The sequence below is a fragment of the Thalassolituus sp. LLYu03 genome (genome assembly GCF_050507655.1).
Taxonomy (GTDB): domain Bacteria; phylum Pseudomonadota; class Gammaproteobacteria; order Pseudomonadales; family Oceanobacteraceae; genus Venatoribacter.
In genome coordinates this window covers 3918698-3940947 of sequence record NZ_CP191496.1, presented here as the reverse complement: position 1 = coordinate 3940947, position 22250 = coordinate 3918698, and the positions used below count along the sequence as shown (strand labels likewise).

At 54.5% G+C, this 22250-nt stretch carries 16 protein-coding genes; 5 read left to right on the top strand and 11 right to left on the bottom strand.

Annotated features, from left to right (window positions below; translation table 11 throughout):
• Positions 1-9 precede the first annotated feature (9 nt).
• The 3 genes from ACQUQU_RS17600 to ACQUQU_RS17590 all read right to left on the bottom strand — a co-directional run bounded on the left by ACQUQU_RS17600 (position 10) and on the right by ACQUQU_RS17590 (position 3261).
• The gene (locus ACQUQU_RS17600) at positions 10-957 is read right to left on the bottom strand and encodes an ABC transporter permease (RefSeq protein ID WP_430461019.1); all 948 of its coding nucleotides are present in this window, start codon (positions 955-957) and stop codon (positions 10-12) included.
• Positions 958-1992, bottom strand: a complete 1035-nt coding sequence (locus ACQUQU_RS17595) for an ABC transporter ATP-binding protein (RefSeq protein ID WP_430461018.1) — start codon at positions 1990-1992, stop codon at positions 958-960.
• A 114-nt stretch (positions 1993-2106) separates the two neighbouring features.
• Positions 2107-3261 carry an ABC transporter substrate-binding protein gene (locus ACQUQU_RS17590; RefSeq protein ID WP_430461017.1) on the bottom strand — a complete coding sequence of 385 codons (1155 nt, stop codon included), beginning with the start codon at positions 3259-3261 and terminating at the stop codon, positions 2107-2109.
• Between the two features lie 446 nt (positions 3262-3707).
• Between ACQUQU_RS17590 and ACQUQU_RS17585 the strand changes: the two genes are divergently transcribed.
• Together ACQUQU_RS17585 and ACQUQU_RS17580 are read left to right on the top strand one after the other, a co-directional pair.
• Positions 3708-4622 (top strand): LysR family transcriptional regulator, encoded by a 915-nt coding sequence (locus tag ACQUQU_RS17585; protein WP_430461016.1) that lies wholly within the window; start codon positions 3708-3710, stop codon positions 4620-4622.
• Positions 4623-4641: 19 nt separating this feature from the next.
• Positions 4642-6075 (top strand): gamma-aminobutyraldehyde dehydrogenase, encoded by a 1434-nt coding sequence (locus ACQUQU_RS17580; RefSeq protein WP_430461015.1) that lies wholly within the window; start codon positions 4642-4644, stop codon positions 6073-6075.
• Positions 6076-6569: 494 nt separating this feature from the next.
• On the opposite strand, the gene ACQUQU_RS17575 is transcribed toward ACQUQU_RS17580, so the two are convergent.
• Together ACQUQU_RS17575 and ACQUQU_RS17570 are read right to left on the bottom strand one after the other, a co-directional pair.
• Positions 6570-8462 (bottom strand): TRAP transporter permease, encoded by a 1893-nt coding sequence (locus tag ACQUQU_RS17575; protein WP_430461013.1) that lies wholly within the window; start codon positions 8460-8462, stop codon positions 6570-6572.
• 84 nt (positions 8463-8546) lie between these two features.
• The gene (locus ACQUQU_RS17570; protein WP_430461012.1) at positions 8547-9479 is read right to left on the bottom strand and encodes a TAXI family TRAP transporter solute-binding subunit; all 933 of its coding nucleotides are present in this window, start codon (positions 9477-9479) and stop codon (positions 8547-8549) included.
• A 640-nt stretch (positions 9480-10119) separates the two neighbouring features.
• Here ACQUQU_RS17570 and ACQUQU_RS17565 point away from each other — a divergent pair.
• On the top strand, positions 10120-11619 hold the full coding sequence (locus ACQUQU_RS17565) for an aldehyde dehydrogenase (protein WP_430461011.1): 1500 nt from the start codon (positions 10120-10122) through the stop codon (positions 11617-11619).
• A 643-nt stretch (positions 11620-12262) separates the two neighbouring features.
• Here the strand turns inward: ACQUQU_RS17565 and ACQUQU_RS17560 are convergent.
• The 6 genes from ACQUQU_RS17560 to ACQUQU_RS17535 form a co-directional block, all read right to left on the bottom strand.
• Positions 12263-12820 (bottom strand): hypothetical protein, encoded by a 558-nt coding sequence (locus tag ACQUQU_RS17560; RefSeq protein WP_430461010.1) that lies wholly within the window; start codon positions 12818-12820, stop codon positions 12263-12265.
• A gap of 752 nt (positions 12821-13572) precedes the next feature.
• Positions 13573-14427 carry a hypothetical protein gene (locus ACQUQU_RS17555; protein WP_430461009.1) on the bottom strand — a complete coding sequence of 285 codons (855 nt, stop codon included), beginning with the start codon at positions 14425-14427 and terminating at the stop codon, positions 13573-13575.
• A 138-nt stretch (positions 14428-14565) separates the two neighbouring features.
• Positions 14566-15759 carry a DUF6575 domain-containing protein gene (locus ACQUQU_RS17550; protein ID WP_430461008.1) on the bottom strand — a complete coding sequence of 398 codons (1194 nt, stop codon included), beginning with the start codon at positions 15757-15759 and terminating at the stop codon, positions 14566-14568.
• A complete protein-coding gene (locus ACQUQU_RS17545; protein WP_430461007.1) occupies positions 15752-16168 on the bottom strand; it encodes a hypothetical protein in 417 nt (138 codons plus the stop codon). The genes ACQUQU_RS17550 and ACQUQU_RS17545 overlap by 8 nt, the downstream gene beginning before the upstream one ends.
• A gap of 875 nt (positions 16169-17043) precedes the next feature.
• Positions 17044-18162, bottom strand: a complete 1119-nt coding sequence (locus ACQUQU_RS17540; RefSeq protein ID WP_430461006.1) for a polyamine ABC transporter substrate-binding protein — start codon at positions 18160-18162, stop codon at positions 17044-17046.
• Between the two features lie 184 nt (positions 18163-18346).
• Positions 18347-19690 (bottom strand): glutamine synthetase family protein, encoded by a 1344-nt coding sequence (locus ACQUQU_RS17535; RefSeq protein ID WP_430461005.1) that lies wholly within the window; start codon positions 19688-19690, stop codon positions 18347-18349.
• A 290-nt stretch (positions 19691-19980) separates the two neighbouring features.
• Here ACQUQU_RS17535 and ACQUQU_RS17530 point away from each other — a divergent pair, with 290 nt between their 5' ends.
• Both ACQUQU_RS17530 and ACQUQU_RS17525 read left to right on the top strand, forming a co-directional pair.
• The gene (locus tag ACQUQU_RS17530) at positions 19981-21261 is read left to right on the top strand and encodes an NAD(P)/FAD-dependent oxidoreductase (RefSeq protein WP_430461004.1); all 1281 of its coding nucleotides are present in this window, start codon (positions 19981-19983) and stop codon (positions 21259-21261) included.
• 214 nt (positions 21262-21475) lie between these two features.
• Entirely contained in the window at positions 21476-22138 is a 663-nt protein-coding gene (locus ACQUQU_RS17525; RefSeq protein WP_430461003.1) for a TetR/AcrR family transcriptional regulator, read from the top strand.
• Positions 22139-22250 lie beyond the last annotated feature (112 nt).

Genomic DNA, 22250 nt, shown 5'->3' with positions numbered 1-22250 from the left:
GCTTGCTGATCAGAGTGCATCGAAAGCCCCCAGACGTTTTACCAGACTCAGATAAACCGCGATCAACACCACAGGCACCAGAGTAAATGCCGCCGCCATCGGCATATTGCCGATCGCCCCCTGCTGCACATACACCATGCTGCCGAGGAATAATCCCGGTGGGCCCACCAGCTGCGGCACGATGTAATCACCCAGCGTCAGCGAGAAGGTAAAAATAGAACCGGCAGCAATACCCGGAATGGCCAGCGGCACAATCACATGACGGAACGTGGCAAACGGATGCGCACCGAGGTCGGCCGATGCCTGCAGAAGCGACGGTGGCAGACGTTCCAGCGCGGCCTGAATCGGCAGAATCATGAACGGCAGCCAGATGTAGGTGAACACCAGAAAGCGGCCGAGATTCGACGTTGATAAAGTATTACCGCCCACGCCCGGAATACTCAGTAAAAACTGCAGTACGCCATCAAGCCCGAGCAGATTAATAAACCAGTTACTCACGCCTTCTTTAGCCAGCAATAAGGTCCAGGCATAGGCCTTAACGATGTAGCTGGTCCACATCGGCAGCATGACCGCGATATAGAAAAACGCCTTGGTGCGCCCGGTCGCGAAGCGCGCCATGTAATAGGCCACAGGAAAGGCAATTAACGCGCTGAAAATGGTCACACTGATCGCCATCAGTAAGGTACGGACAATAATGTCGGCGTTGGCCGGGTCGAATAATTGCGCGTAATTATTCAGTGTCAGGGTGTGATCCACCGTCATGGTGAAATCATCAAAGGTGTACAGGCCGTTCCACAATAAATTCAGCAGCGAGGCAATGTACACAGACCCAAACCACAGCAGTGGCGGCACCAGCAATAACAGCAGATACAGAGTCGGCCGGCGGTACAGCGCATCCGCCGCCTGATTCAGCAAAGATGTGCGTGCGGCGATTGTGTGCGCAGACATTGTGCTCATTTACACACCTCCGTTCGCGCCCTGCACGTCTTGTAATGCCACCAGCGCCGACGATGCCCAGCTGACGCTGACGCTGTCACCGGCCACCGGGCCTGTGCCACCCAGCAGAGAATTGGCTTCACTGGCGTTCAGCACATCGCCACTGTCGAGCACAATTTCATAACGGGTATTGGCACCCTGATACTGCACATCGCGTACGGTGCCGTTAAGGCGGATATCCTGATTATCCGCCTTGCTGTTCAGGGAAATATATTCCGGACGTAACGCAAAACCCGCAGCTGTGCCACCGAGTGTCTGCGCCAGCGCGCCACGCAGTACGTTGGCGGTGCCGACAAATTCGGCGACAAAGGCTGTCGCCGGTTGGTTGTACAGATTGCGCGGCGAATCCATCTGCTCGATGCGGCCTTTATTGAACACCGCCACGCGGTCGGACATCGACAGCGCTTCGGTCTGGTCGTGGGTAACGAAAATAAAGGTAATACCCAGCGAGCGTTGCAGGTTTTTCAGTTCGCTCTGCATCTGCTCACGCAGTTTTAAATCGAGGGCGCCCAGTGGCTCGTCCAGCAGCAGCACTTTCGGGCGGTTCACCAGCGCCCGCGCCAGTGCAATACGCTGACGCTGACCACCGGATAATTGTGCCGGTTTACGCTGGCCATATTCACCGAGTGCGACCATTTCCAGCGCCTCGGTGGCGCGGGCATAGCGTTCTTTTTTGGCAACGCCTTTTACCATCAGGCCGTAGGCAATGTTGTCGAGCACATTCATGTGCGGAAACAGCGCGTAATCCTGAAACACGGTATTCACATCGCGCTGATACGGCGGCAGGCCGGTGGCGTCCTGACCGTGGATAATAATGCTGCCGGACGTCGGCTGCTCGAAGCCGGCGATCAGGCGCAGGCAGGTGGTTTTACCGGAGCCGGACGGACCGAGCATGGAAAAAAATTCCCCCTCGGCAATGTTCAGGGTTACCCGGTCAACGGCTTTTACCTCACCGAAGGTACGGCTGAGGTCACAGAATTCGACGGCGTAGGTCATAGGTCACTTCTTTTTCTGATCATGGCCGTCCCTGGCCGAACATCCTTTACTTCAGTGGCGACCGGTTAACGGCCGCCCTGATGAACAACGGATACGCGTTAACAACCGCTCCGATTAACGACCACCCATAATGGCGATGTAATCTTTGGTCCAGCGTGCATACGACACACAGGTGCCCTGACTTTCACACTTGGCGGTCGGGGTTTTCCAGAAATACACCTGCTCAAAGTTGTCGTAGCCGTTGCTGCTGCAACCGCCGTCACCCAGCAGTTCGTTGCCTTTACAGGCCGCCGGTACTGACGGTACCGCACCGAACCAGGACGCCAGATCGCCCTGCAGTTTTGGTGTGATCGACCAGTTCAGCCATTCGTAAGCGCAGTTCGGGTGCGGAGCATCCGCCGCCATCATGGTGGTGTCGGCCCAGCCGGTAACGCCTTCTTTCGGAAAGGCTGTGGCGATGGGTGCGTTTTCGGCCAGCAGCATGTTGGCCATAAATGGCCAGGAGCTGGACGCCACCACACCTTCGTTTTTGAAGTCACTCATCTGCACGTTGTAGTCGTGCCAGTAGCGGTGAATTAAATCGTGCTGGCTGCGCACCAGATCGAGCACCGCCGCGTATTGTTTTTCGTTCAGCTCGTACGGGTCGTTAATGCCCAGCTCCGGCTTTTTCGCTTTTAAATACAGTGCCGCGTCGGCCAGATAAATCGCGCCGTCGTACGCCTGTACGCGACCCTTGTTGGATTTACCATCGGCCAGTGTGGTTTCTTCGAACACCGCGCTCCAGCTGTCGGGGGCGGTTTTAAACGCTTCGGTGCTGTACATCAGCACGTTCGGGCCCCACTGGAACGGCACGCCGTAATGCTTGCCTTCTACGGTGTGCCACGGTGCGTTCTGCAGACGCGGGTCAACGGTATCCCAGGCTTTGATCAGACCGATATTCACCGGCTGTACGCGCTTACCGTAAATCAGACGCAGCGACGCATCACCGGACGCGGTCACCAGGTCGTAGCCGCCTTTGGCCATCAGGCTGACCATTTCATCCGAGGTGGCCGCGGTTTTCACATTCACCGAACAGCCGGTGTTTTTTTCAAACTGAGTCACCCAGTCGTAGGCTTTATCGGTTTCACCGCGTTCGATGTAACCCGGCCAGGCAACGATATCCACCCGTCCTTCGCCCTTACCGATTTTCTCCACCGCCAGTGCACTGGAAGCTGTGGTTGCCAGCAAAGCGCCTGCGAGTGCGCTGACCATCAAAGTATGTTTTGCCATGGTGCTTTCCTCAGACCTCAAATTTGCGAAGGCATATGCCTGTGTTCATCCCGGCCGGGCGTCCTGTGATTCCCGGAATTCAGTGACAGCTTCAGGCTATGGTTTGGCGGAAAGCTATCGCCAATTGTTAATAAAGATGCCAGTGTTCTGAAAAAACGATAGGTAGCCGTCTGACGCCTGTGTTATACCCTTAGGCCATTCCGGCACGGGGTCGCCCCGTACGCCTGCAACCCGCCACCAGCCCTGTACTGGCGCGGCCTGCAGCCGGATGGCCTGCTGAGCAGTCACTCAGCCGGGCGACACGGGGCGTACGTCACAGCCTTTGATTTATGCGAACGGACATTGGCAACAATCGTTTTTGCCAATGCCAATTGGCCCCGATTGCCCTCCCGCACAGGAGGCAGCCGGCCGGTCAGCCAGTGGGTATAGAAAAACAAGGAGCTCAGATGCTGAGCCTGCGTCAGATCCGCTATTTCATCGCCATTGCCGAAACCGGCTCGGTGTCGGCCGCCGCGCAGGCGGTGCATATTTCGCAATCCACCCTCACCACTGCGATCAAGCAGCTGGAAGATTCCTTAGGCGCCGTGCTGTTCAGCCGCCACGCCAAGGGCATGGAATTAACCCATCAGGGCCATCAGTTTCTGCGTCAGGCGCATTTAATTCTGGCGTCGGTGGATAACGCCCGCCGCAGCCTACAGCAGAGCACCGACGATGTGGAAGGCGAGCTGAATATCGGCGTGACCAGTCTGGTGGCCGGTTATTATCTGGCCGATTTACTGGCGCGTTTTCAGAAGATTTATCACAAGGTCAAACTGCGCGTGATCGAGGACGAACGCGATTACATCGAACATTTATTGGTGAGCGGTGAAATTGATGTGGGCGTGATGATTTTATCCAACCTCGAATACCGCAGCGCGCTCAACACCGAAGTGCTCACCTACTCGCATTACCGCCTGTGGCTGCCACCGGAACACGAATTACTGGAGCTGGATTCCATCGGCCTGAACGAGCTGAGCGACCAGCCGCTGATCATGCTTAACGTCGACGAAATGGAAGAGCGTATCCGCCATTGCTGGGCCGGTTCCGGCGTGCGGCCACAGGTGAGCATGCGCAGCGCCTCGGTGGAAGCGGTGCGCAGCTTAGTGTCGGCCGGTATGGGTCTGGCGCTGATGCCGGACATGACCTACCGCCCCTGGTCGGTGGAAGGCGACCGGGTAGAAGCCCGGCGGATTCTCGATATTTCCGAAACGCTGGATATTGGTCTGGCGTGGCGCCGGGGCGGTGCGCGTAATCCATTAATTGATTATTTCCTGCCGGTGGCGCGCGAATCCTTACCGGCCCGTCAGGCAGCCATGGGCTGAAGGCAAGGCAGAAGAACCTATGGAATTTCAGCAGCAATTACTGATTAATGGCGAACGCATGATGGGTGATGGCGAACGCGAAGCCGTGACCAATCCGCGTGACCGCAGCCTGATCCTGGACCTGCCGCAGGCATCGCTGGAGCAGGTCGACGCCGCGGTGGCCGCCGCAAAAAGTGCCCATAAACACTGGTCCCGCACCACTCCGGCCGAACGCGCCGCGAACCTGCTGGCCATCGCCAGTGCACTGGATGCCATGGCCGCACAAATGGCCCCGGTCGAAGCCCTGAATTGCGGTAAACCCCTGCAACAGGTGGTGGACGACGAATTACCCGCCGCCGCCGATGTGTTCCGTTTTTTTGCCGGCGCCGTACGCACGCAAAGCGCGCCGGCGGCCGGTGAATATTTACCCGGCCACACCAGCATGGTGCGCCGCGACCCTATTGGCGTGGTGGCTGCCATCGCGCCGTGGAATTACCCCATCATGATGGCGGCGTGGAAAATCGCCCCTGTGATTGGTGCCGGCAATACACTGGTATTCAAACCCTCGGAACAGACACCGTTGACCACCTTAATGCTGGCCCAGATTCTGGCCGACCTGTTACCCGCGGGTGTGGTGAATATTGTGCTCGGGCGCGGCGATAACGTCGGCAGCCATTTAATTAATCACCGCGACGTGCGCATGGTGTCACTGACCGGCGATATTTCAACCGGCCAGAAAGTGCTGCAGGCGGCCAACCGCACGGTAAAACGCACGCATCTGGAGCTGGGCGGCAAGGCGCCGGTGCTGGTACTGGACGACGCCGATATCGACGCCGTGGCCAGCGGCGTGGCGCGTTACGGGTACTACAACGCAGGCCAGGACTGCACCGCCGCATGCCATATTTACGCGCAGAAAAAAGTGTATGAAAAACTGGTGGCCACACTGGCCGATAAAGTGCGGGCACTGCGCTATAACCACAACGACGACCACCTGAACCAGCTCGGGCCGTTAATCAGCGAACGCCAGCGCAACAGCGTCGCCAGCTTTGTTGAACGCGCACTGGAATTACCCCACACCGAACTCATTACCGGCGGCAATATTCCCGCCACGCCGGGCTTTTATTACGAACCCACCGTGATTGCCGGCGCCCGCCACGACGACGAAATTGTGCAGAAAGAAGTGTTCGGCCCAGTGGTATCCGTCACCTGCTGCGACACACAGGAGCAGGCCGTGGAATGGGCCAACGATTCACAATACGGGCTGGCGTCGTCGGTGTGGTCGAGCAATATCGGTCGCGCCATGAGCGTGGCCAGCCAGCTGGAATACGGCTCGACCTGGATCAACAACCATTTCCTGCTGCCCAGCGAAATGCCCCACGGCGGCCTGCGCCGCTCGGGTTATGGCAAAGATTTGTCCATGTATTCGCTGGAAGATTATTCGGTGGTGCGCCACGTAATGCTCAGTCACCGCTGAAAAGGGCGGAATTCAGAAAATAAAAAAGGCTGGAAATTCCAACGACTGCCCAGCAGTTTTGAGTGTTAACCGAAAGCCTGCATTCAGGCTTTTCTGCTTCTGGTAAATTGATTTAACCGTTCTGGGACATGTATTTACGCCCATGGCCTATCGTGAAGAGCGACTACGCGTCCCCGAAAATTGAGCGCCTCTGGGGCCACCGCAGTGAACGATGATTTTTATGAACTGCCCGGAGGGAACCGGGCAAGCGGACCCGGCCATGGATGGCCGATGGTGCGCGCGCTCAGTAAAAATCGAGAGAACAAGGAATACGGCCCAGGAAGCGCGAAGCTGGGGTCGGCCCTGCCGGCCAGGGGATAAGTTCCCCTGGGAGGCATACAGAGCGTGACGTTGCTTCAGAAGTCAGCGGATACACTCAATTCCACGAAAAGCATGGGACTGCAGAGCGAAATTCCGGCCTTTTTTACGGTTGGCTGCCCTCAGCTCGCTCCCTGTCAGCTATGCGCTGCGGCCTGACGCTTGGCCAGCAGAATATCGGCCGTCACCATCACCGCCACCAGCACCACCAGCGCGGTACGGTACGGGTCGGGCACGAACAACAGCGCGGTTCCCACCACCAGCAGCACAGCGCGCACCAGCGCATTCAGGCGCGTTGCCAGCCGCCCTTCAATGCCGCCAGCCACCGCCGCGATCAGCGCCACCGTCGCCAGAATCGACGACACGTATTGCCAGGCGCTTTCGTCCGCCGTCCAGATCAGGGTCGAGAAGGCCATCATGGCCGGAATAATGAAAAAGCCCTGCGCCAGCTTAAACGCCTGCACCGCCGACGCCATCGGCGAGGCGCCTGCGATACCGGCACCGGCAAAGGCCGCCAGGGCAATCGGCGGGGTCACGTTGGACGTCTGCGACAGCCAGAACACGATCATGTGCGCGGCCAGCAGGCTGACCCCGAGTTTCATCATGGCCGGCACAGCAATCACCGACAGCACGATATAAGCCGCCGTGACCGGCAGGCCCATGCCCAGCACCACAGCCGCCAGCGCCACCATCACCAGCACCGACCACAAATAACCACCGGACATGGCCAGCAGGAACTGGGTGAACTGCAGACCCAGACCGGTCTGACCGACAACGCCGACCACAATACCGGCGGTGGCACAGGCCACCGAAATGGGCAGTGCCATTAAGGCGCCTTCTTTCATGCCTTCATAAAACTGCGCGAACGAAATCATGCTGTGCTTGCGCAACATGGCGGCAATCAGAATCGCGCCACAACCGGCAATACCCACCATCACCGGCGAATAGCTCATTAACAGCAGCGCGGTAATCAGCACCAGCGGCAATAAAAAGTGCCAGCCCTGCGCCATGACCGTGCGGATTTTTTCGGTAATTTCCATGCCCTGCAGACCGAGCTTGGTCGCCATCAGGTGCACGTACAGCAGGGTACAGCCGAAATAGAGAATGGCCGGCACAATGGAAACCAGCAGAATGTCGCTGTAGGCAATGCCGGTAAACTGCGCCATCACAAACGCGCCGGCCCCCATCACCGGCGGCATAATCTGCCCGCCGGTAGAGGCCGCGGCTTCAATACCCGCCGCCTGCGCCGGCGTATAACCCAGCTTTTTCATCATCGGGATGGTCAGCGCGCCTGTGGTTACCGTATTGGCGATGGCTGAGCCTGAAATAGAACCCAGTGCGGCCGAGGCCACCACGCTGGCCTTGGCCGGGCCACCACGGTATTTACCGGCCACAGCAAAGGCCGCATCAATAAAAAACTGACCGGCGCCGGTGACCTGCAGAAAGGCGCCGAACAGCACGAAAATAAACACCACACCGGCGGCAATCGCCAGCGGCGCACCGAACACGCCGTTGGTCGAGAAAATATGGAAGCGGATCATTTCTTCCACGCTGAACCCTTTACTGGCCACCGAATCGGGCAGCGCATCGCCGAACAGGGCGTAGGCAATAAATACCCCGGCCACCACCACCATGGTCATGCCCACCATGCGGCGCGTGGTTTCCAGCAACAGCAGAATGGTGGCAATACCGGCCCATTCATCGAGGGGCTGCAGGCCGTCCATCAGGAAGCTGATGTCGTCGTAATCGAACACCGCAATGCGCGCACAGGCCCACACGGCCAGCGCGGCCATCAGCACGTCGAGCGTGCGCAACGCGCGATACACGGAGCTGCTCACCTGCTCACGGCTGAACGCCGGCTTCACCAGAAACACCAGTGCCAGCACCCAGCCCAGATGCACCGGCCGGAACACAGTGGCCGACAGTTCGGCGGTCAGCCCCTGCCATATCTGAAAGACCGACAAAGCGACGGCGATTAAGCCAGCCCACAAAGCCAGATGGCGGAAGGCACTGGTGTTGAATTTACCCATACAGGACTCCGGAAAAGCAGATCAGCGGAACACGGAAACAGCAACGCGCCTGCCGGGGCTGCCGGCAGGCGCGTTGCGACTTACTTACTTGGCGCGTTGTTCGTTCAGGTAACGCAGGGCACCCGGGTGCAGTGGCACGCCTTCGAGTTTTTCCATGTTCTCGAGGGTGGTGTAACGGGCATCACTGATGGCCTGACGCAGCTCATCCATGTGCTCGAACGCGGTTTTGGTCATCTGGTAGGCCAGATTTTCATCCAGATCTTTGTTCACCATCAGCACGTTCCACACCGCCGGGGCTTTGAACGCCGCCACTTTGTTGTACGCGCCTTCGGCCGCGTCGAAATCCATGTACGCCGGCGCTGCCGCACGTACCTTGGCCATTTCATCGGCGCTGAACGACAGGATGCGGATATCGCGGGTCAGGGCCAGCTCGGTGATGGCGCCCACGCCCAGACTGCCCACAATCACACCGGCGTCGATCTGGCCGTTGGCCAGGGCATCGGTGGTGGCGGTGTAGTTCAGCGACTGGGCTTCGATGTCAGACTCTTCCACACCCAGAATACTGAGAATATTCACCGCGCTGACGCGGGTACCGGAACCCGGCGCACCGAGCGACACTTTCTTACCTTTCAGGTCGGCCACGCGCTTGATGTCGGATTTGGCCGGCACAATGATCTGCACCACGTTCGGGTACAGGGCAAACAGCACAGACGCCGGCATCTCACGCGGGAACGGCTTTTCGCCCTGATGCGCTTTCAGCGCCACGTTGCCCATGGCAATACCCGCCAGCTGCTTGTTGGACGACACCTTGATGATGTTTTCCACCGATGCGGCGGTTACTTCGGCGCGGGCATTCACCTCGGGAATATTCTCGCTCCAGATTTTGGCGAGAATGCCGCCGAACGGGTAATAGGTGCCGCTCTGACTGCCGGTACCCACAGAGTAATTTTCCGCCATGGCTGGCAGGGTCAGTACAGCAGCTGCGATGAGCAGGGTTTTGTGCAGAAAGGATTTCATATCAGCTCCGGTCTTTTTTTAACGTTATTAATGTTATTGCGTGTCCGTGCTTGCGTTTGACAGTGCGGCCGGTCAGGCCAATGCCTGATGCACTGCCGGCGGGATGCCCTGACAGACTATCACCAGACCACCGGGGGCAACCTATGTGACATTAGTGTAAGAACCCCAGCGCGCCAATCGGGATTAACTGGCCTGCCTTTTGCCCGCTCCGGCCTCGTCAGGGTCTGGTTACGGCGGCGGCATCTGCCGCGACAACCGCGGCAGTCGGGCGAAAAAGGCTGTTACATCCGTGCTTTAGGGCGGAAACCTGAGCCAGCCCTGAGCCAACTCTCAGTAAGGCCCCGGACAATACAAAAAATCGCCGCCACGCCCCACTCAGGAAGTTACCCGCGTATTCTCCGAAGGGCTGTGCCATTAACCCGCATGTCACTCAGTAAAACTGCCGATAAAAACAGGCCCTGTTACCTGAGTGTGCTTCTTCTGTTTTCCTTATGAGCTGTCCTCACCCCTGATCCCGCCCCAAAAGTCCTGAATTTTAATAGGGAATTAAACAATACCCGGCTACCCCTCAGGGCATATACCCAAGAGCCGCCTGACACCGCACAATAGGGCGTAATGACAACTGTCTGTGGAGAACACTATGAGCCTGTACACCCTTGCTGAATGGACCGCCAAAGCTGCGCAGGTGCGCATTCCTGCCCACGCCTGGCTGGACGGCAAACCGGTGCAGGCCCTGTCCGGCGCCACCGTGCCGCTGATGAACCCGGCCACCGGTCAGGTGCTGGCACAGATGCCCGACTGCAAACAGGAAGACGGCGACGCCGCGGTAAAAGTGGCCCGTCGCGTGTTCGAAAGCGGCGTCTGGTCGCGCATGGCGCCGCGTGAGCGCAAACTGATCCTCACCCGCTGGGCCGCCCTGATCGAAGAGCACCGCGAAGAACTGGCGCTGCTGGAATGTCTGGATGTGGGCAAGCCGATCAGCGACACCTACGACATCGACGTGCCATCGGCCATCAACACCATCCGCTGGACCGGCGAAGCCATCGACAAGGTGTACGGTGAAATCGCCCCGACCGCCTACAACACACTGGCGCTGATTCAGCGTCTGCCGCTGGGCGTGGTGGCCGCCATCGTGCCGTGGAACTTCCCGCTGTCGACCACTGCATGGAAACTGGCGCCGTCACTGGCCGCCGGTAATTCGGTGATTCTGAAGCCCGACCCGAAAACCCCGCTGACCGCCCTGCGTTTAGCCGAACTGGCCACCGAAGCCGGCCTGCCCGATGGCGTGCTCAACGTACTGCCGGGCGACGGCGTGAACCTGGGCAAGCACCTTTCCCTGCACCCGGACATCGACGGCCAGACCTTCACCGGCAGCACCGGCGTCGGCAAACTGCTGATGCAATACGCCGGTCAGAGCAACCTGAAGCGCACCTTCCTCGAACTGGGCGGCAAAAGCGCCAATATCGTCTTCGCCGATGCCGACCTCGACACCGCCGCCGAATGGGCTGCCGTGGCCGGTTTTTATAACTGCGGCCAGACCTGTACCGCCGGCACCCGCCTGCTGATTCAGGACAGCATTTACGACGCCTTTATCGAAAAAGTCGCAGCGCACAGCAAAGTATGGACACCGGGCAACCCGCTCGACCCGGCCACGCGCATGGGCGCCATCATCGACCAGAACCAGATCAACACCATTCAGAAATACGTGCAGATCGGTCAGGACACAGGCGCGCGCTTAGTGACCGGCGGTAAAGCCATTAATGGTTTAGGCGGCGCGCTGGGCGGCACCTATCACGAAGCTACGCTGTTCGCTGATGTGGACAACAAAATGACCATCGCCCAGGAAGAAATCTTTGGCCCTGTGGTTTCTGCCATCCGCTTTAAAGACGCCGACGACGCTGTAAAAATCGCCAACGACTCGCGCTACGGTTTGGCCGGTGGCGTGTGGAGCCGCGATATTTCCACCGCATTAAAAGTGGCGCAGGGCGTACGCACCGGCACCATGGGTGTGAACAACTATTTCGGTGGCGACATTACCGTGCCGTTCGGTGGTTTTGGTGAGTCGGGTAATGGCCGTGATAAATCCATGCATGCGCTGAATGATTACAGCGAGCTGAAGACGACGTGGATTGAATTCTGAGGCGTGATTCGCTGAGTTGAAAAGCGGGCTTAAGGCCCGCTTTTTTATGCCCGACTTTTCACGCTCACATTTCCGAGAGGGAACGCTACCGTCCTGCGAAACAGGGCGCACCAAATACAACTGCGTAGGGTGAGCACCTCACACCGATTCAGCTGAAAATATCCGTTCGTTCTGAGCGCGAAGCTGAGTAGGGTGGCATACACACCGGCACAGCTGAAAACACCCCTCATGTTTAGCGTGAAGCAGTCCAAATCTGAGCGGCTTTTTAGGGCCTGCCGGCCCGGATTTATTGCAAGGGGAAGTACCGACCGTCGGACCGCTCCTTACGATCCTATCTTGCGGCGCTCCGCCTTATTCCCGGTTTTTTTGTTACCCACTTTCCGGCTCGCGCACCCACAAGAGACTTCAGGCGTCCTGCCTTTTGCCCTGCGGGCCAGCCTGCGGCTGTTCAAATTTGATCCGGTCAAATTTGTCCATGCCGGTCATTCGGGTGGGTAACGACAAAAACCGGCGGCGAAGCAAGTCGCGGTAAAAACCTCAGGGACGCAAGGGTGTCTGGCCATGATGTTCGGAGTGTTTAACGCCTCAATAACCGGCAGCCGTTAGGCTGTCCGGCGCCGAAGGCGCGAACTTGATTGACTTGTTAATTTTCATCTTGCACCTGAATCAAAGGCAATTTATCTATGATTTTTGGCTCTATCTCCATCCGCTTCTCAAATACCTTTTCTTGCAGCTCGTAGGCCATGTCTGCCAACTTCTCCATCACCTCAGGCAATAAATGAATTACGTATGGACTGGCATTCGTGGGCATCAACATCTTGCGATGCCCGAGATCAAAGACTTGCGGAATAACGTTGTTCGCATCCGCGTCAGAGTGCGCCATCATTGTGTCCCTGTCGGTAAGGACTTGCTTATGAATTTTCATCTTCTCTTCGTCGAAGCCGCAGAGAATATCCTCTGGTATCGACTTTAACGCCAGCTTTCCTCTGCTGGTTTTGAAAGGGCGTGAATAGGCGATAATAACCGCCAAGTTTAACGCATGTAGAATATGGCGGTTTTCTGGATACTTTTCATAGTAGTCACCTTTCACGAGCTCAGACGCGATCTCATGCGCCTGTTTAAAGTCGTTATAAGAGAGGAGCAGCCGATTAAATAACCGGAATTCATCTTCGACTATATCGATTTCAATATATTCGGTCATCTCGTTGCCTAGTGATATTTGAATCCACCATATTAAACTTAACAGTTTTATTCATGCGCATGCTCGATTCACCGTCAACATTGATCAGCCATCTGGTGCACTAACCAGCTGATTTAACGGACCTTTTCACCTTTTTGTACAAAGCTTTCACAGATAAACGCGCATGCGCATTTTGCCGCTGCGATCAGGCACATTAATTCAGGGAGAGTATGGGTAAGACGCTGATTTTACTCAGCTTTTGAATCCGTCCCTGGATTAACGATCTTTGTACTTGGGTAAAGCGAGCGCGCTTTGGTTGTACTTGGCCCAATACTGTCTGCCGTTGAGTTTTTAGTCAATGACTTGTGGTGCACGAAGCCTGAAGCCAGACGCTTGAAGCTACTCAGCCTTCGCGTCCCTGAGGGTTGTCCAGCGGCTTGCTGCACCGCCGGTTGTCGCCGTGATTTGCCCGGATGACCGGCATGGATGCCGGGCAAGCGGACCCACGACAGGGATGTCGTGTGTGCGCGTGCGGGAAGCAAATCACAAGAGAAGCGGAAATAAGGTGCAGCGCCGCAAGAGGGGATCAAAAGGGGAGACCTCCCCTTTTAAAATCCGAAATAACCCGAATACCCCACGGTGAACAGCCTTCCCACACAGAGCATGGGAACGAGAAACGGTGCAATGCTACGCTTCTGGCATCTGGCATCTGGCTTCAAACCCCAAACGCCCCCCATAAAAAAACCCGGCTTTCGCCGCGACTCTCCGCGTTGTTAGGCGAAATCACTAGGCAGCTTGGATGGGTTTTCTTTAAACCATGCAAATCTGGCGTTGAATTGATCAACATATTTTTCAATTCTCTTTTTGTCTGCATTGGAATCCAAAAACGGCTTTCTTTTGCCTACGATAAAGGTGTCCTTAGATTTTCCACCCATTGCTAAAGGCTTGTCTATTGTCCGTAGAGCATTCAGTACCTTTGACTCAATCGTTTCTGGGAGCTTCGCTTTAAGCCATGCTACCTGCTCTGTGGTAAAGAGATTATCAGGGAAAGAAATGTGATCAAGACCGGCAAGGAAAGCAAGCGGTTCAATCCTCTCATCTTCGATTTTTTTGGCCGAAAAGGACAGCCTTCGAAGATTTCGTAGCTTAGATATGGGATCAAGAGTCTCAAGCTTATACTTAACCCAGACCTTGTCACCAAACTCAAGTTCTTCAAGGCTAGTCGCGTTTTCTAGATCTGATAGATTATGAAGTCTCGTAAAATCATCAAAGCTAAACCCTTTTAAATTCGGTGTCTTTTTGAAATTCCACAGTCGATTTACTCTTTGGTTCCAAAAATAGGATATATATTCGATATTTCCAAGCTCTTCGATCGGCGAAAAATCTTCTACTTTAGGACACTTCCAAAAATTAATTACTCGAAACTTATACCCATAGTTACTGATCAAATACTCGAAAGTTTCTTGACTCAAACCACTTACGGTTAAAACGCTTTTATTCTCGGTAGCCGCCAATGAATCAATGGTATCCTTAGATATCTTCCCCCGCGATATATCACGTTCGATGAGTTTTATCTGATGGGGTACATCTTTCGAAATATTTCTAATGTGATATTCCAAGCCATTCATTTTCCAAATTCTCTACTTGACTTGGTGATTGCGTACGCCTAACGCCTAGCTTACCGGCCCAGTGGAGTGGAGCTAGCTTGTGGTAGAGTTTGCGAAGCAAACCACAAGCTAGCGCAGCGTAACTGGGTCCGTGTACAGCTACTTGTTAGCTGATTCCAGCGCAACGAGAGCCCACTTTGTATATTCGGCGCCAGAAGAAAAATTTGTTTCGATAATCTTTTTTAATGTTACGTTATATATTCCATTGATTTCAGAATGCCTTACTGCATCCAAGGACTCTTCTAGAATCTTTCCGCTGTAGTCTTCATTATCACTTAAATGACGTACACGATATCGTTTAGTCTTGACATCCAAGCCCAGCAATTCGGCCCTAAAAATAACTGATTCAGACATATCAATATCTATTTTGCTAACCAGATCGAACGCCTTTTTAATTTCCTGCTTAGAGAGCGACAAAACCCTACCACGTTCGCTATTAGGTGAACCCCAATGCAGCTTCATTGGAGAGTCTAATTTTGAAACCTCCCTTAAAAAGGAACGATATTTGGATGCAACCCTACCTTTTAGCTCATGAAGTTTATTGCTGATATTATCTTCATTGTCCCTAGATTCGATTAAATTCGTTAATTCCAGAAGAACATCAGATGCCAATGAACTATGAAACAAATCAGACGTTGACTTAGATTTTAGCTGTAACCCGAACGAGCCCTCGAAAATCTGAGTAGCTCTAAATTTCGTTGCTTCGATAATTTCAGCAGGAATCGCACCTTTTAGAGTGACATCGCCCTTGCAATATTGCCCAAGCGCATTGGCGAGTTCTTGAAAAGAAGTAAGTATGCCGCCCAAATCCCTTGCGTCAATTTCAGGAAGCTTGGTATCCCAAGGGTAAAAATGAAGGTTATACGTTTCTCTTCTTGAGCCCGCTGCCGCAAGATCTGCATCAACAATTCCTAGACCGAGGTGAACGCCTTCCTTCGACTCCAGATGAGCATCTTCATCGGGCAAATCTTCTAATGGTATTTGTTCTGGGAAGACATGGCGTACAGTTGATTCACCAGAAAAATTAGATTCCACTTCATAAAGGTATCCATCTTCGGGAGAAAGAAAAGCAGCTCTAAGCTCAATCCCTTTATTTACGATTGTGGAGAATCTATCTGCTGAAACAGGAAGATACAGCCACTTGTAACTTTCATAATCATCAAACACAGATAATGCTAGATACTTCGTGCCAGAGTTATTGATACAGGAGAAAAGTCGCGGAATATCATAAAACTGAAAGACAGTTTCGATACGCAATTTTCCGAGAATTGTGTTTTTTGGAAGGTTAAGCATGAGCCACCTTCGAAGTATCCATTGGCATAAATATTTCAGCTAATTCTTGGGCGCTAATGAGTGGCCACAGCGTCTTGTGATTATAATTGTTTTTTGAAGGAGTAGCCGCAATTACACCAGATTCTGAACCTAGTTCAGCGATACAAAGGTTCTTTTTCCTCAAAGCTGGCACCAATGATACAGCTGTTTTACAGTCCTCCTCTGAGGTATAAACAGACAACCCTCTAGCTTGACATGCCTTTTTGCCCCAATCCTCGTCTGGTTTTAGTTCATAATAAGACAGAAAGTCCCTGTGTTTAGGGTTTGTTCTATTGGTGAATCTATACACCACACCCGATACATCTTCCGCATCGCCCGGTGGACACTTCTCAGGATAATGGTCTGGCCACATTGAGAATTTCTCTTCCATCTTAAATTAATTCCTATACGACAGCTCGGAACTGCCACCAGCTAACAGTTTTATTCATGCGCTTGCTCGATTCACCGTCAACATTGATCAGCCATCTGGTGTACTAACCAGCTGATTTAACGGGCCATTCTCCACCTTCTTGTACAAAGCTTTCACAGATAAACGCGCATGCGCGTTTTGCCGCTGCGATCAGGCACATTAATTCAGGGAGAGTATGGGTAAGACGCTGATTTTACTCAGCTTTTGAATCCGTCCCCTGGATTAACGAGCCTTGTAAGTGGAGTAAAGCGAACACGCTTTGGTTGTACTTGGCCCAATACTGTCTGCCGTTGAGTTTTTAGTCAATGACTTGTGGTGCACGAAGCCGGAAGTTTGAAGCTTGAAGCTACTCAGCCTTCGCGTCCCCAAACGGTTTATCGCGGCTTCATCCGTCGCCGTGGAATGAGGCAACCAGTCAGGATTGAGGGCATGGATGCCCGAGAAGCGTCGGGGCGGAGGGACCCGCCTCTACGCGTGCCTGAAACTGGTAACGAATGGAGCGGATTAAGACGGATGGCCGCAAGAGAGGATCGTAAGGAGAGACCTCTCCTTACAAAAACCCGGGCCGCAGGCCCAAATAAACCGTTCATACTTCGACGGACGTTCGTTCCTCACTACTCAGCACGAACGGCTATTTTCAGTGCATTCAGGGCAAGCTGTCCCGGCTCCCGGTGAGCTGGCATTCCCACGCGGAGCGTGGGAACGAGAAAGCATGGGAACGAAAAACAGTGCAATGCTACGCTTCCAGCTTCCAGCTTCAAACCCCAAACGCCCCCCCCCATAAAAAAACCCGGCTTTCGCCGGGCTCTCCACTCCCTGTGCGGGAATCGCAGCTCTTAACGGCCGCTCTTAATATCAGACCACATACGGGTCATCACACGGTCGATCGCCTGAGTGCGCATTTTGGAAGGGAAGAGTTTTTTCTTCACTTCTTCGCTTGGGTATACGCCTGGATTATCGGTGATTTCTTTATCCTGAAACTCAGCCGCGCCGGTGTTCGGGTTAGCGTACGCCACGTAGTTGGTGACTTCAGCAATCACCTTAGGCTCCATCAGGTAGTTCAGGAATTTATGGGCCGCCGCCACGTTGTCGGCATCGGCCGGAATCGCCAGCATGTCGAACCAGATCTGGGTGCCTTCTTTCGGAATAACGTATTCAATTTCAACACCGTTTTCAGCTTCGCCGGCGCGGTCCTGAGCCTGCAGTACGTCGCCAGACCAGCCTACTGCCACACACAGGTCGCCGTTGGCCAGACCATTGATGTATTCAGACGAATGGAACTGGGTGATGTACGGACGGATGTCTTTCAGCAGTTTTGCCGATTTGGAGTCTGACTTGTAGTCGTCCACTTTCATGCTGTTCGGGTCTACGCCCACGTAGTTCATGATCAGTGGGTAAATTTCGTCGGCCGAGTCGAGGAAGCTCACACCACAGGCAGACAGTTTTTTCAGGTTTTCTGGTTTGAATACCAGATCCCAGCTGTCGACCGGCGCATCTTCGCCCAGGTATTTTTTCACCAGCTCGACGTTGTAGCCGATGCCGGTGGTGCCCCACAGATACGGAATACCGTACTGGTTACCCGGGTCAACGGCGTCGAGGAAGCCGAGCAGGTCTTTGTCGATGTATTTAATGTTAGGGAGTTTGGATTTATCCAGTTTCTGGAAAACGCCGGCCTTGATCTGACGACCCATAAAGTGGGAGGTCGGAACCACAAGGTCGTACCCTGATTTACCAGCCAGCATACGGGCTTCAAGCACCTCGTTGCTGTCGAACACGTCATTCGTCACTTTAATACCGGTTTCAGCCTCAAAATTGGGCACGGTATCTTCAGCGATGTAGTCAGACCAGTTAAAGAACTTGAGTTCTTCAGCCTGAGCGGTGGCGGACAGACCTGAAATACTCAGGGCCAGTACTGAAACGGACAGTTTCAGGGCAGAAGAGAGGTTTTTCTTCATTGCGCTTTTCCTCGTTGGTTTTTAAATCAATCTATATGCATCACCGGAGCAAAAAATGGGCCCGGTGCTACAGGTATTCGCTGTATCACAATGTGCTTATATCGCTGATTTCAGATGCCGCCATCCGGATGGCAGTACCATAAAAACCATGGGCGCTTTACGCGCCCATTGTTTGAAAAGTGCCTTATACGTTGAGCAGCAGGTACTCACGCTCCCAGGAACTGATCACCCGGTGAAAGGTTTCAAATTCCGCGCGCTTCACGCCAATGTACGCATCAACGAAATCGGAACCCATTAATTCACGCAGTTCCGGACATTCTTCCAATAAGCGTAATCCTTCTTCCAAAGTACGTGCCAACTCTACGGTATCACCGTCTTCTGAGGCGGCATCATATGTCGGTTTTGTCGGCTGAAGTTTACCTTTCAGGCCGAGATAGCCACAGGCAAGGCTCGCAGCGATCGCCAGATACGGGTTGCAGTCGGCGCCCGGGAAGCGGTTTTCGATACGGGTAGCAGCTGGTGTTGCTTCCGGTATACGTAAACCCGCGGTACGGTTGTCGATACCCCATTTCATGTTAATCGGCGCGGCAATATCTGGTGCAAAACGACGATACGAATTCACATTTGGTGCAAAAAAGCTGATCGCATTCGGAATGTATTTCTGCAGACCACCGAGGTAGTTATAAAACGTTTCGGTAAATGTGCCGTCTTTTTTCGAAAATACGTTTTTGCCGGTTTTAATGTCGACAATACTCTGGTGCAGGTGCATCGCACTGCCCGGTTCGTTCTGCATCGGTTTCGCCATAAAGGTAGCGAAAACACCATGCTTCAGAGCCGCTTCACGCAGAGCACGTTTAAACACAAATACCTGGTCGGCCAGATTGAGCGGGTCACCATGCAGGAAGTTGATTTCCATCTGTGCGGCACCCTGTTCGTGGATCAATGTGTCCACGTCCAGACCCGACGCTTCGCAGTAGCTGTACAGCGTATCGATAAACGGGTTGAACTCGTTTACGGCATCGATGCTGTACGACTGACGGGCGCTTTCCTGACGACCGGAGCGGCCAACGGCTGGCTTCAGTTCGTAGTCAGGATCCGGGTTCTGCTGAATCAGATAGAACTCGACTTCCGGCGCAATAACCGGTTTCAGACCCTCTTGTTCGAACAGGGTCAGAATACGACGCAGCACAGTACGGGTTGCCAGCGGATGCAGCTGACCGTCGGATGTGTAGCAGTCGTTAATTACCTGTGCAGTCGGCTCTTCAGCCCACGGCACCGCACGCAGAGTGGCGGCATCCGGCGCGAGAATCATGTCGCGGTCGGTTGGATCAACCAGATCATTGTGGTTGGCGGCCCAGTCGCCGGTTACCGTCTGAACCAGAACACTTTCCGGCAGACGGCCGCCGTTTTCGGCCAGGAATTTTTTGGTGGGATAGAACTTGCCACGGGCGTTACCGGTCATGTCCGGCAGAGTGGATTCCACTTCCGTGATGTTGTGTTCTTTAAGAAACCTTTCTACGGCTTCCATAAGTCACCTTTGCTTTCGCGCTTAACTTGTTGATTTTTATAACCCTGTTGAAGGGCGGATAATGCAGTCATGAATGAGAGGTCAGACAGCTTCGACTTGACCCCCAACCCGAGGTTAGTAACCCGAAGCATTATTCGGGTTCCAGAATATGCAAAGGGCTGATGCAAATCAACGGGGACTTGTCACAAAATTGGCCAAAATGTTGTCTTTCACATTTTCAAAACCCGAATTATCATTCGGGTTATCGAATCCACCCTCCCGCTTCAACGGGACCGACTGAGAGCATGTGTATGAATCCGGGTTATGAATCCTCTTACTATGTGGCGTCTGCCAATGGCTTTGGCAGCTATTCCCGCCTGGAAGGCGACGTAACCGCCGATGTGTGTATCGTCGGTGCCGGTTACACCGGCCTGTCGGCCGCCCTGCATCTGGCCGAAAAAGGCTACAGGGTCGTGGTGCTTGAGGGTCAGAAAGTGGGCTGGGGCGCGTCGGGCCGCAACGGCGGTCAGGTGTGTCCGGGTCATAACAAAGAGCACAGTTACCTGAAAGCCAAAGTCGGCAAAGCCGACGCCGATGCGCTGTGGCAGATGTCGCTCGACTCCGTACAGCTGGTCAAAGATCTGGTGGCCAAACATCAGATTCAGTGTGATCTGAAACCCGGCATTGCGTATGTGGCAGCACGTCCGTCGGACGTCAGCTGGATTCACGATTCTGTCAATTACATGCAGAACGAACTGAAATACGACGCCATCCGTCACCTCAGCACACAGGAAGTTCAGGACCTGCTGGGTACCGATCAGTATTACGGCGGTAAATTCTGGGCCGATGCCGCGCACCTGCATCCGCTGAATTACGCACTGGGTCTGGCGCGTGCCGCCAGTGCCGCCGGCGCGGTGATTTATGAAGACTCAAAAGTGCTGGATTACACCACAGGCGGTGAAGCCCTGGTGCGTTGTGAAAAAGGCACCGTGCGCGCGACCTATGTGCTGCTGGCCTGCAACGGTTACCTCGACAAACTGGAACCGCGCATCGCCGGAAAAATCATGCCGATCAAGAGCCTGATGCTGGCTACCGAGCCGCTGTCGGAAGAGATGTGCAAACGCATTAACCGCGAAGACATCGCAGTGGCCGACTCAAAATTTGCGGTGAATTATTTCCGTCTGTCCGCCGACCGTCGTCTGCTGTGGGGCGGCCGTGAAACTTACACAGGGCGTATGCCGGCCGACGTTGGCAATTATGTGCGCGGCACCATGCTGCAACGTTATCCGTTCCTGAAAGACGTTAAAATTGACTACGGCTGGGGCGGTCAGCTGGCCATTACCCTGAACCGTCAGCCGCATTTCGAGCGCATTAAAGACAACCTGTTTGTTGCACAGGGTTACTCAGGTCACGGCGTGGCGCTGGCCACACTGGGCGGCAAACTGATGGCCGATGCCATTTCGACGTCGGCCGAAAAATTCGACGTATTTGCCCGCTTCCCGACCCCGACTTTCCCGGGCGGCACGCTGCTGCGTAAACCGGGCATGGTGGCCGGTATGCTGTGGTACGCCCTGCGTGATTCGATGTTCTAAACGTGAGTTCTAAACGTGAGCTCTGAGCGCGAGTTGTGCGTCTGATTTTCGCATTCCCCTGAGCACTCAGGTGCTCAAGGGCGTGTTCTGACAGGTTTGCGCAGTTAACTGCTGACCCGGCCGGCCATCTGTGTCGGCCGGGTCAATTCCCGTGACCGGATGTTGTGCCTATAATGCCGGCTTCTTACCCCCTCACCGAGGAAGTCCGCGACAATTGGAAAACAAGAAGGTACAAAACCTCGCCCCACGCAGCGCACCCGTACAGGGTCGTTCCCGTGAGCGCACACGCCAGATTCTCGATGCCACCAGCGAACTGCTGGAAAAAGTCGGCTTCGACGACCTGACCACCATTCTGATTGCCAAAGCGGTCGGCATTTCTGTGGGTTCTCTGTATCACTACTACCCCAATAAGCACGCCATCCTGCACGAGATGGGCAGCCGCTGGCTGGAAGACATTGGTCTGGCCCTCGACAGCATCGCCGCCCTGCCGGTCGAAACCCTCAGCGTCGACGACCTGCTCGACCGCATCATGGCCGCGCACTTAAGCGTCTACAAAAAACAGAAAGCGGTCCTCACTCTGGTGCAGGCCATGTTCGCTGTGCCCGAATTAAGGGATCTCGACACCCAGCACGACGAACTCGTGATCAGCCGCATGGCCGAAATTTTCCGTCGTCTGGGCATTAACCGGCACATCAAAGAGCGCGAACGCTTAGGCCGTTTTTATCTGGAAATGACCCACGCCGCGTTCCTGGTGATCGTCCATCAGAAAGGCCAGCGCGCACGCCGTACGCAGTCGGATTTAAAACTGGTGATGAGCACCTGGCTGAAGCATCAGCTGTCGGAAGCGGGTGATAATGGTGCAGAGGGTGAGGACTGAGGCTTCATTAAAGCCCCGGCCTTAAACGTATTTCGCCTGTATTTTCAGGCACTGAAACGTCAGCGGTTTCGCATTCAGATTGCTGAATACGGTGTCTGACGTTTTAAAGATT

Bases quoted from the DNA above. Each gene is read 5' to 3' on its own strand.
- ACQUQU_RS17600 (WP_430461019.1), bottom strand. From the start codon at position 957: ATGAGCACAATGTCTGCGCACACAATCGCCGCACGCACATCTTTGCTG.
- ACQUQU_RS17595 (WP_430461018.1), bottom strand. From the start codon at position 1,992: ATGACCTACGCCGTCGAATTCTGTGACCTCAGCCGTACCTTCGGTGAG.
- ACQUQU_RS17590 (WP_430461017.1), bottom strand. From the start codon at position 3,261: ATGGCAAAACATACTTTGATGGTCAGCGCACTCGCAGGCGCTTTGCTG.
- ACQUQU_RS17585 (WP_430461016.1), top strand. From the start codon at position 3,708: ATGCTGAGCCTGCGTCAGATCCGCTATTTCATCGCCATTGCCGAAACC.
- ACQUQU_RS17580 (WP_430461015.1), top strand. From the start codon at position 4,642: ATGGAATTTCAGCAGCAATTACTGATTAATGGCGAACGCATGATGGGT.
- ACQUQU_RS17575 (WP_430461013.1), bottom strand. From the start codon at position 8,462: ATGGGTAAATTCAACACCAGTGCCTTCCGCCATCTGGCTTTGTGGGCT.
- ACQUQU_RS17570 (WP_430461012.1), bottom strand. From the start codon at position 9,479: ATGAAATCCTTTCTGCACAAAACCCTGCTCATCGCAGCTGCTGTACTG.
- ACQUQU_RS17565 (WP_430461011.1), top strand. From the start codon at position 10,120: ATGAGCCTGTACACCCTTGCTGAATGGACCGCCAAAGCTGCGCAGGTG.
- ACQUQU_RS17560 (WP_430461010.1), bottom strand. From the start codon at position 12,820: ATGACCGAATATATTGAAATCGATATAGTCGAAGATGAATTCCGGTTA.
- ACQUQU_RS17555 (WP_430461009.1), bottom strand. From the start codon at position 14,427: ATGAATGGCTTGGAATATCACATTAGAAATATTTCGAAAGATGTACCC.
- ACQUQU_RS17550 (WP_430461008.1), bottom strand. From the start codon at position 15,759: ATGCTTAACCTTCCAAAAAACACAATTCTCGGAAAATTGCGTATCGAA.
- ACQUQU_RS17545 (WP_430461007.1), bottom strand. From the start codon at position 16,168: ATGGAAGAGAAATTCTCAATGTGGCCAGACCATTATCCTGAGAAGTGT.
- ACQUQU_RS17540 (WP_430461006.1), bottom strand. From the start codon at position 18,162: ATGAAGAAAAACCTCTCTTCTGCCCTGAAACTGTCCGTTTCAGTACTG.
- ACQUQU_RS17535 (WP_430461005.1), bottom strand. From the start codon at position 19,690: ATGGAAGCCGTAGAAAGGTTTCTTAAAGAACACAACATCACGGAAGTG.
- ACQUQU_RS17530 (WP_430461004.1), top strand. From the start codon at position 19,981: ATGAATCCGGGTTATGAATCCTCTTACTATGTGGCGTCTGCCAATGGC.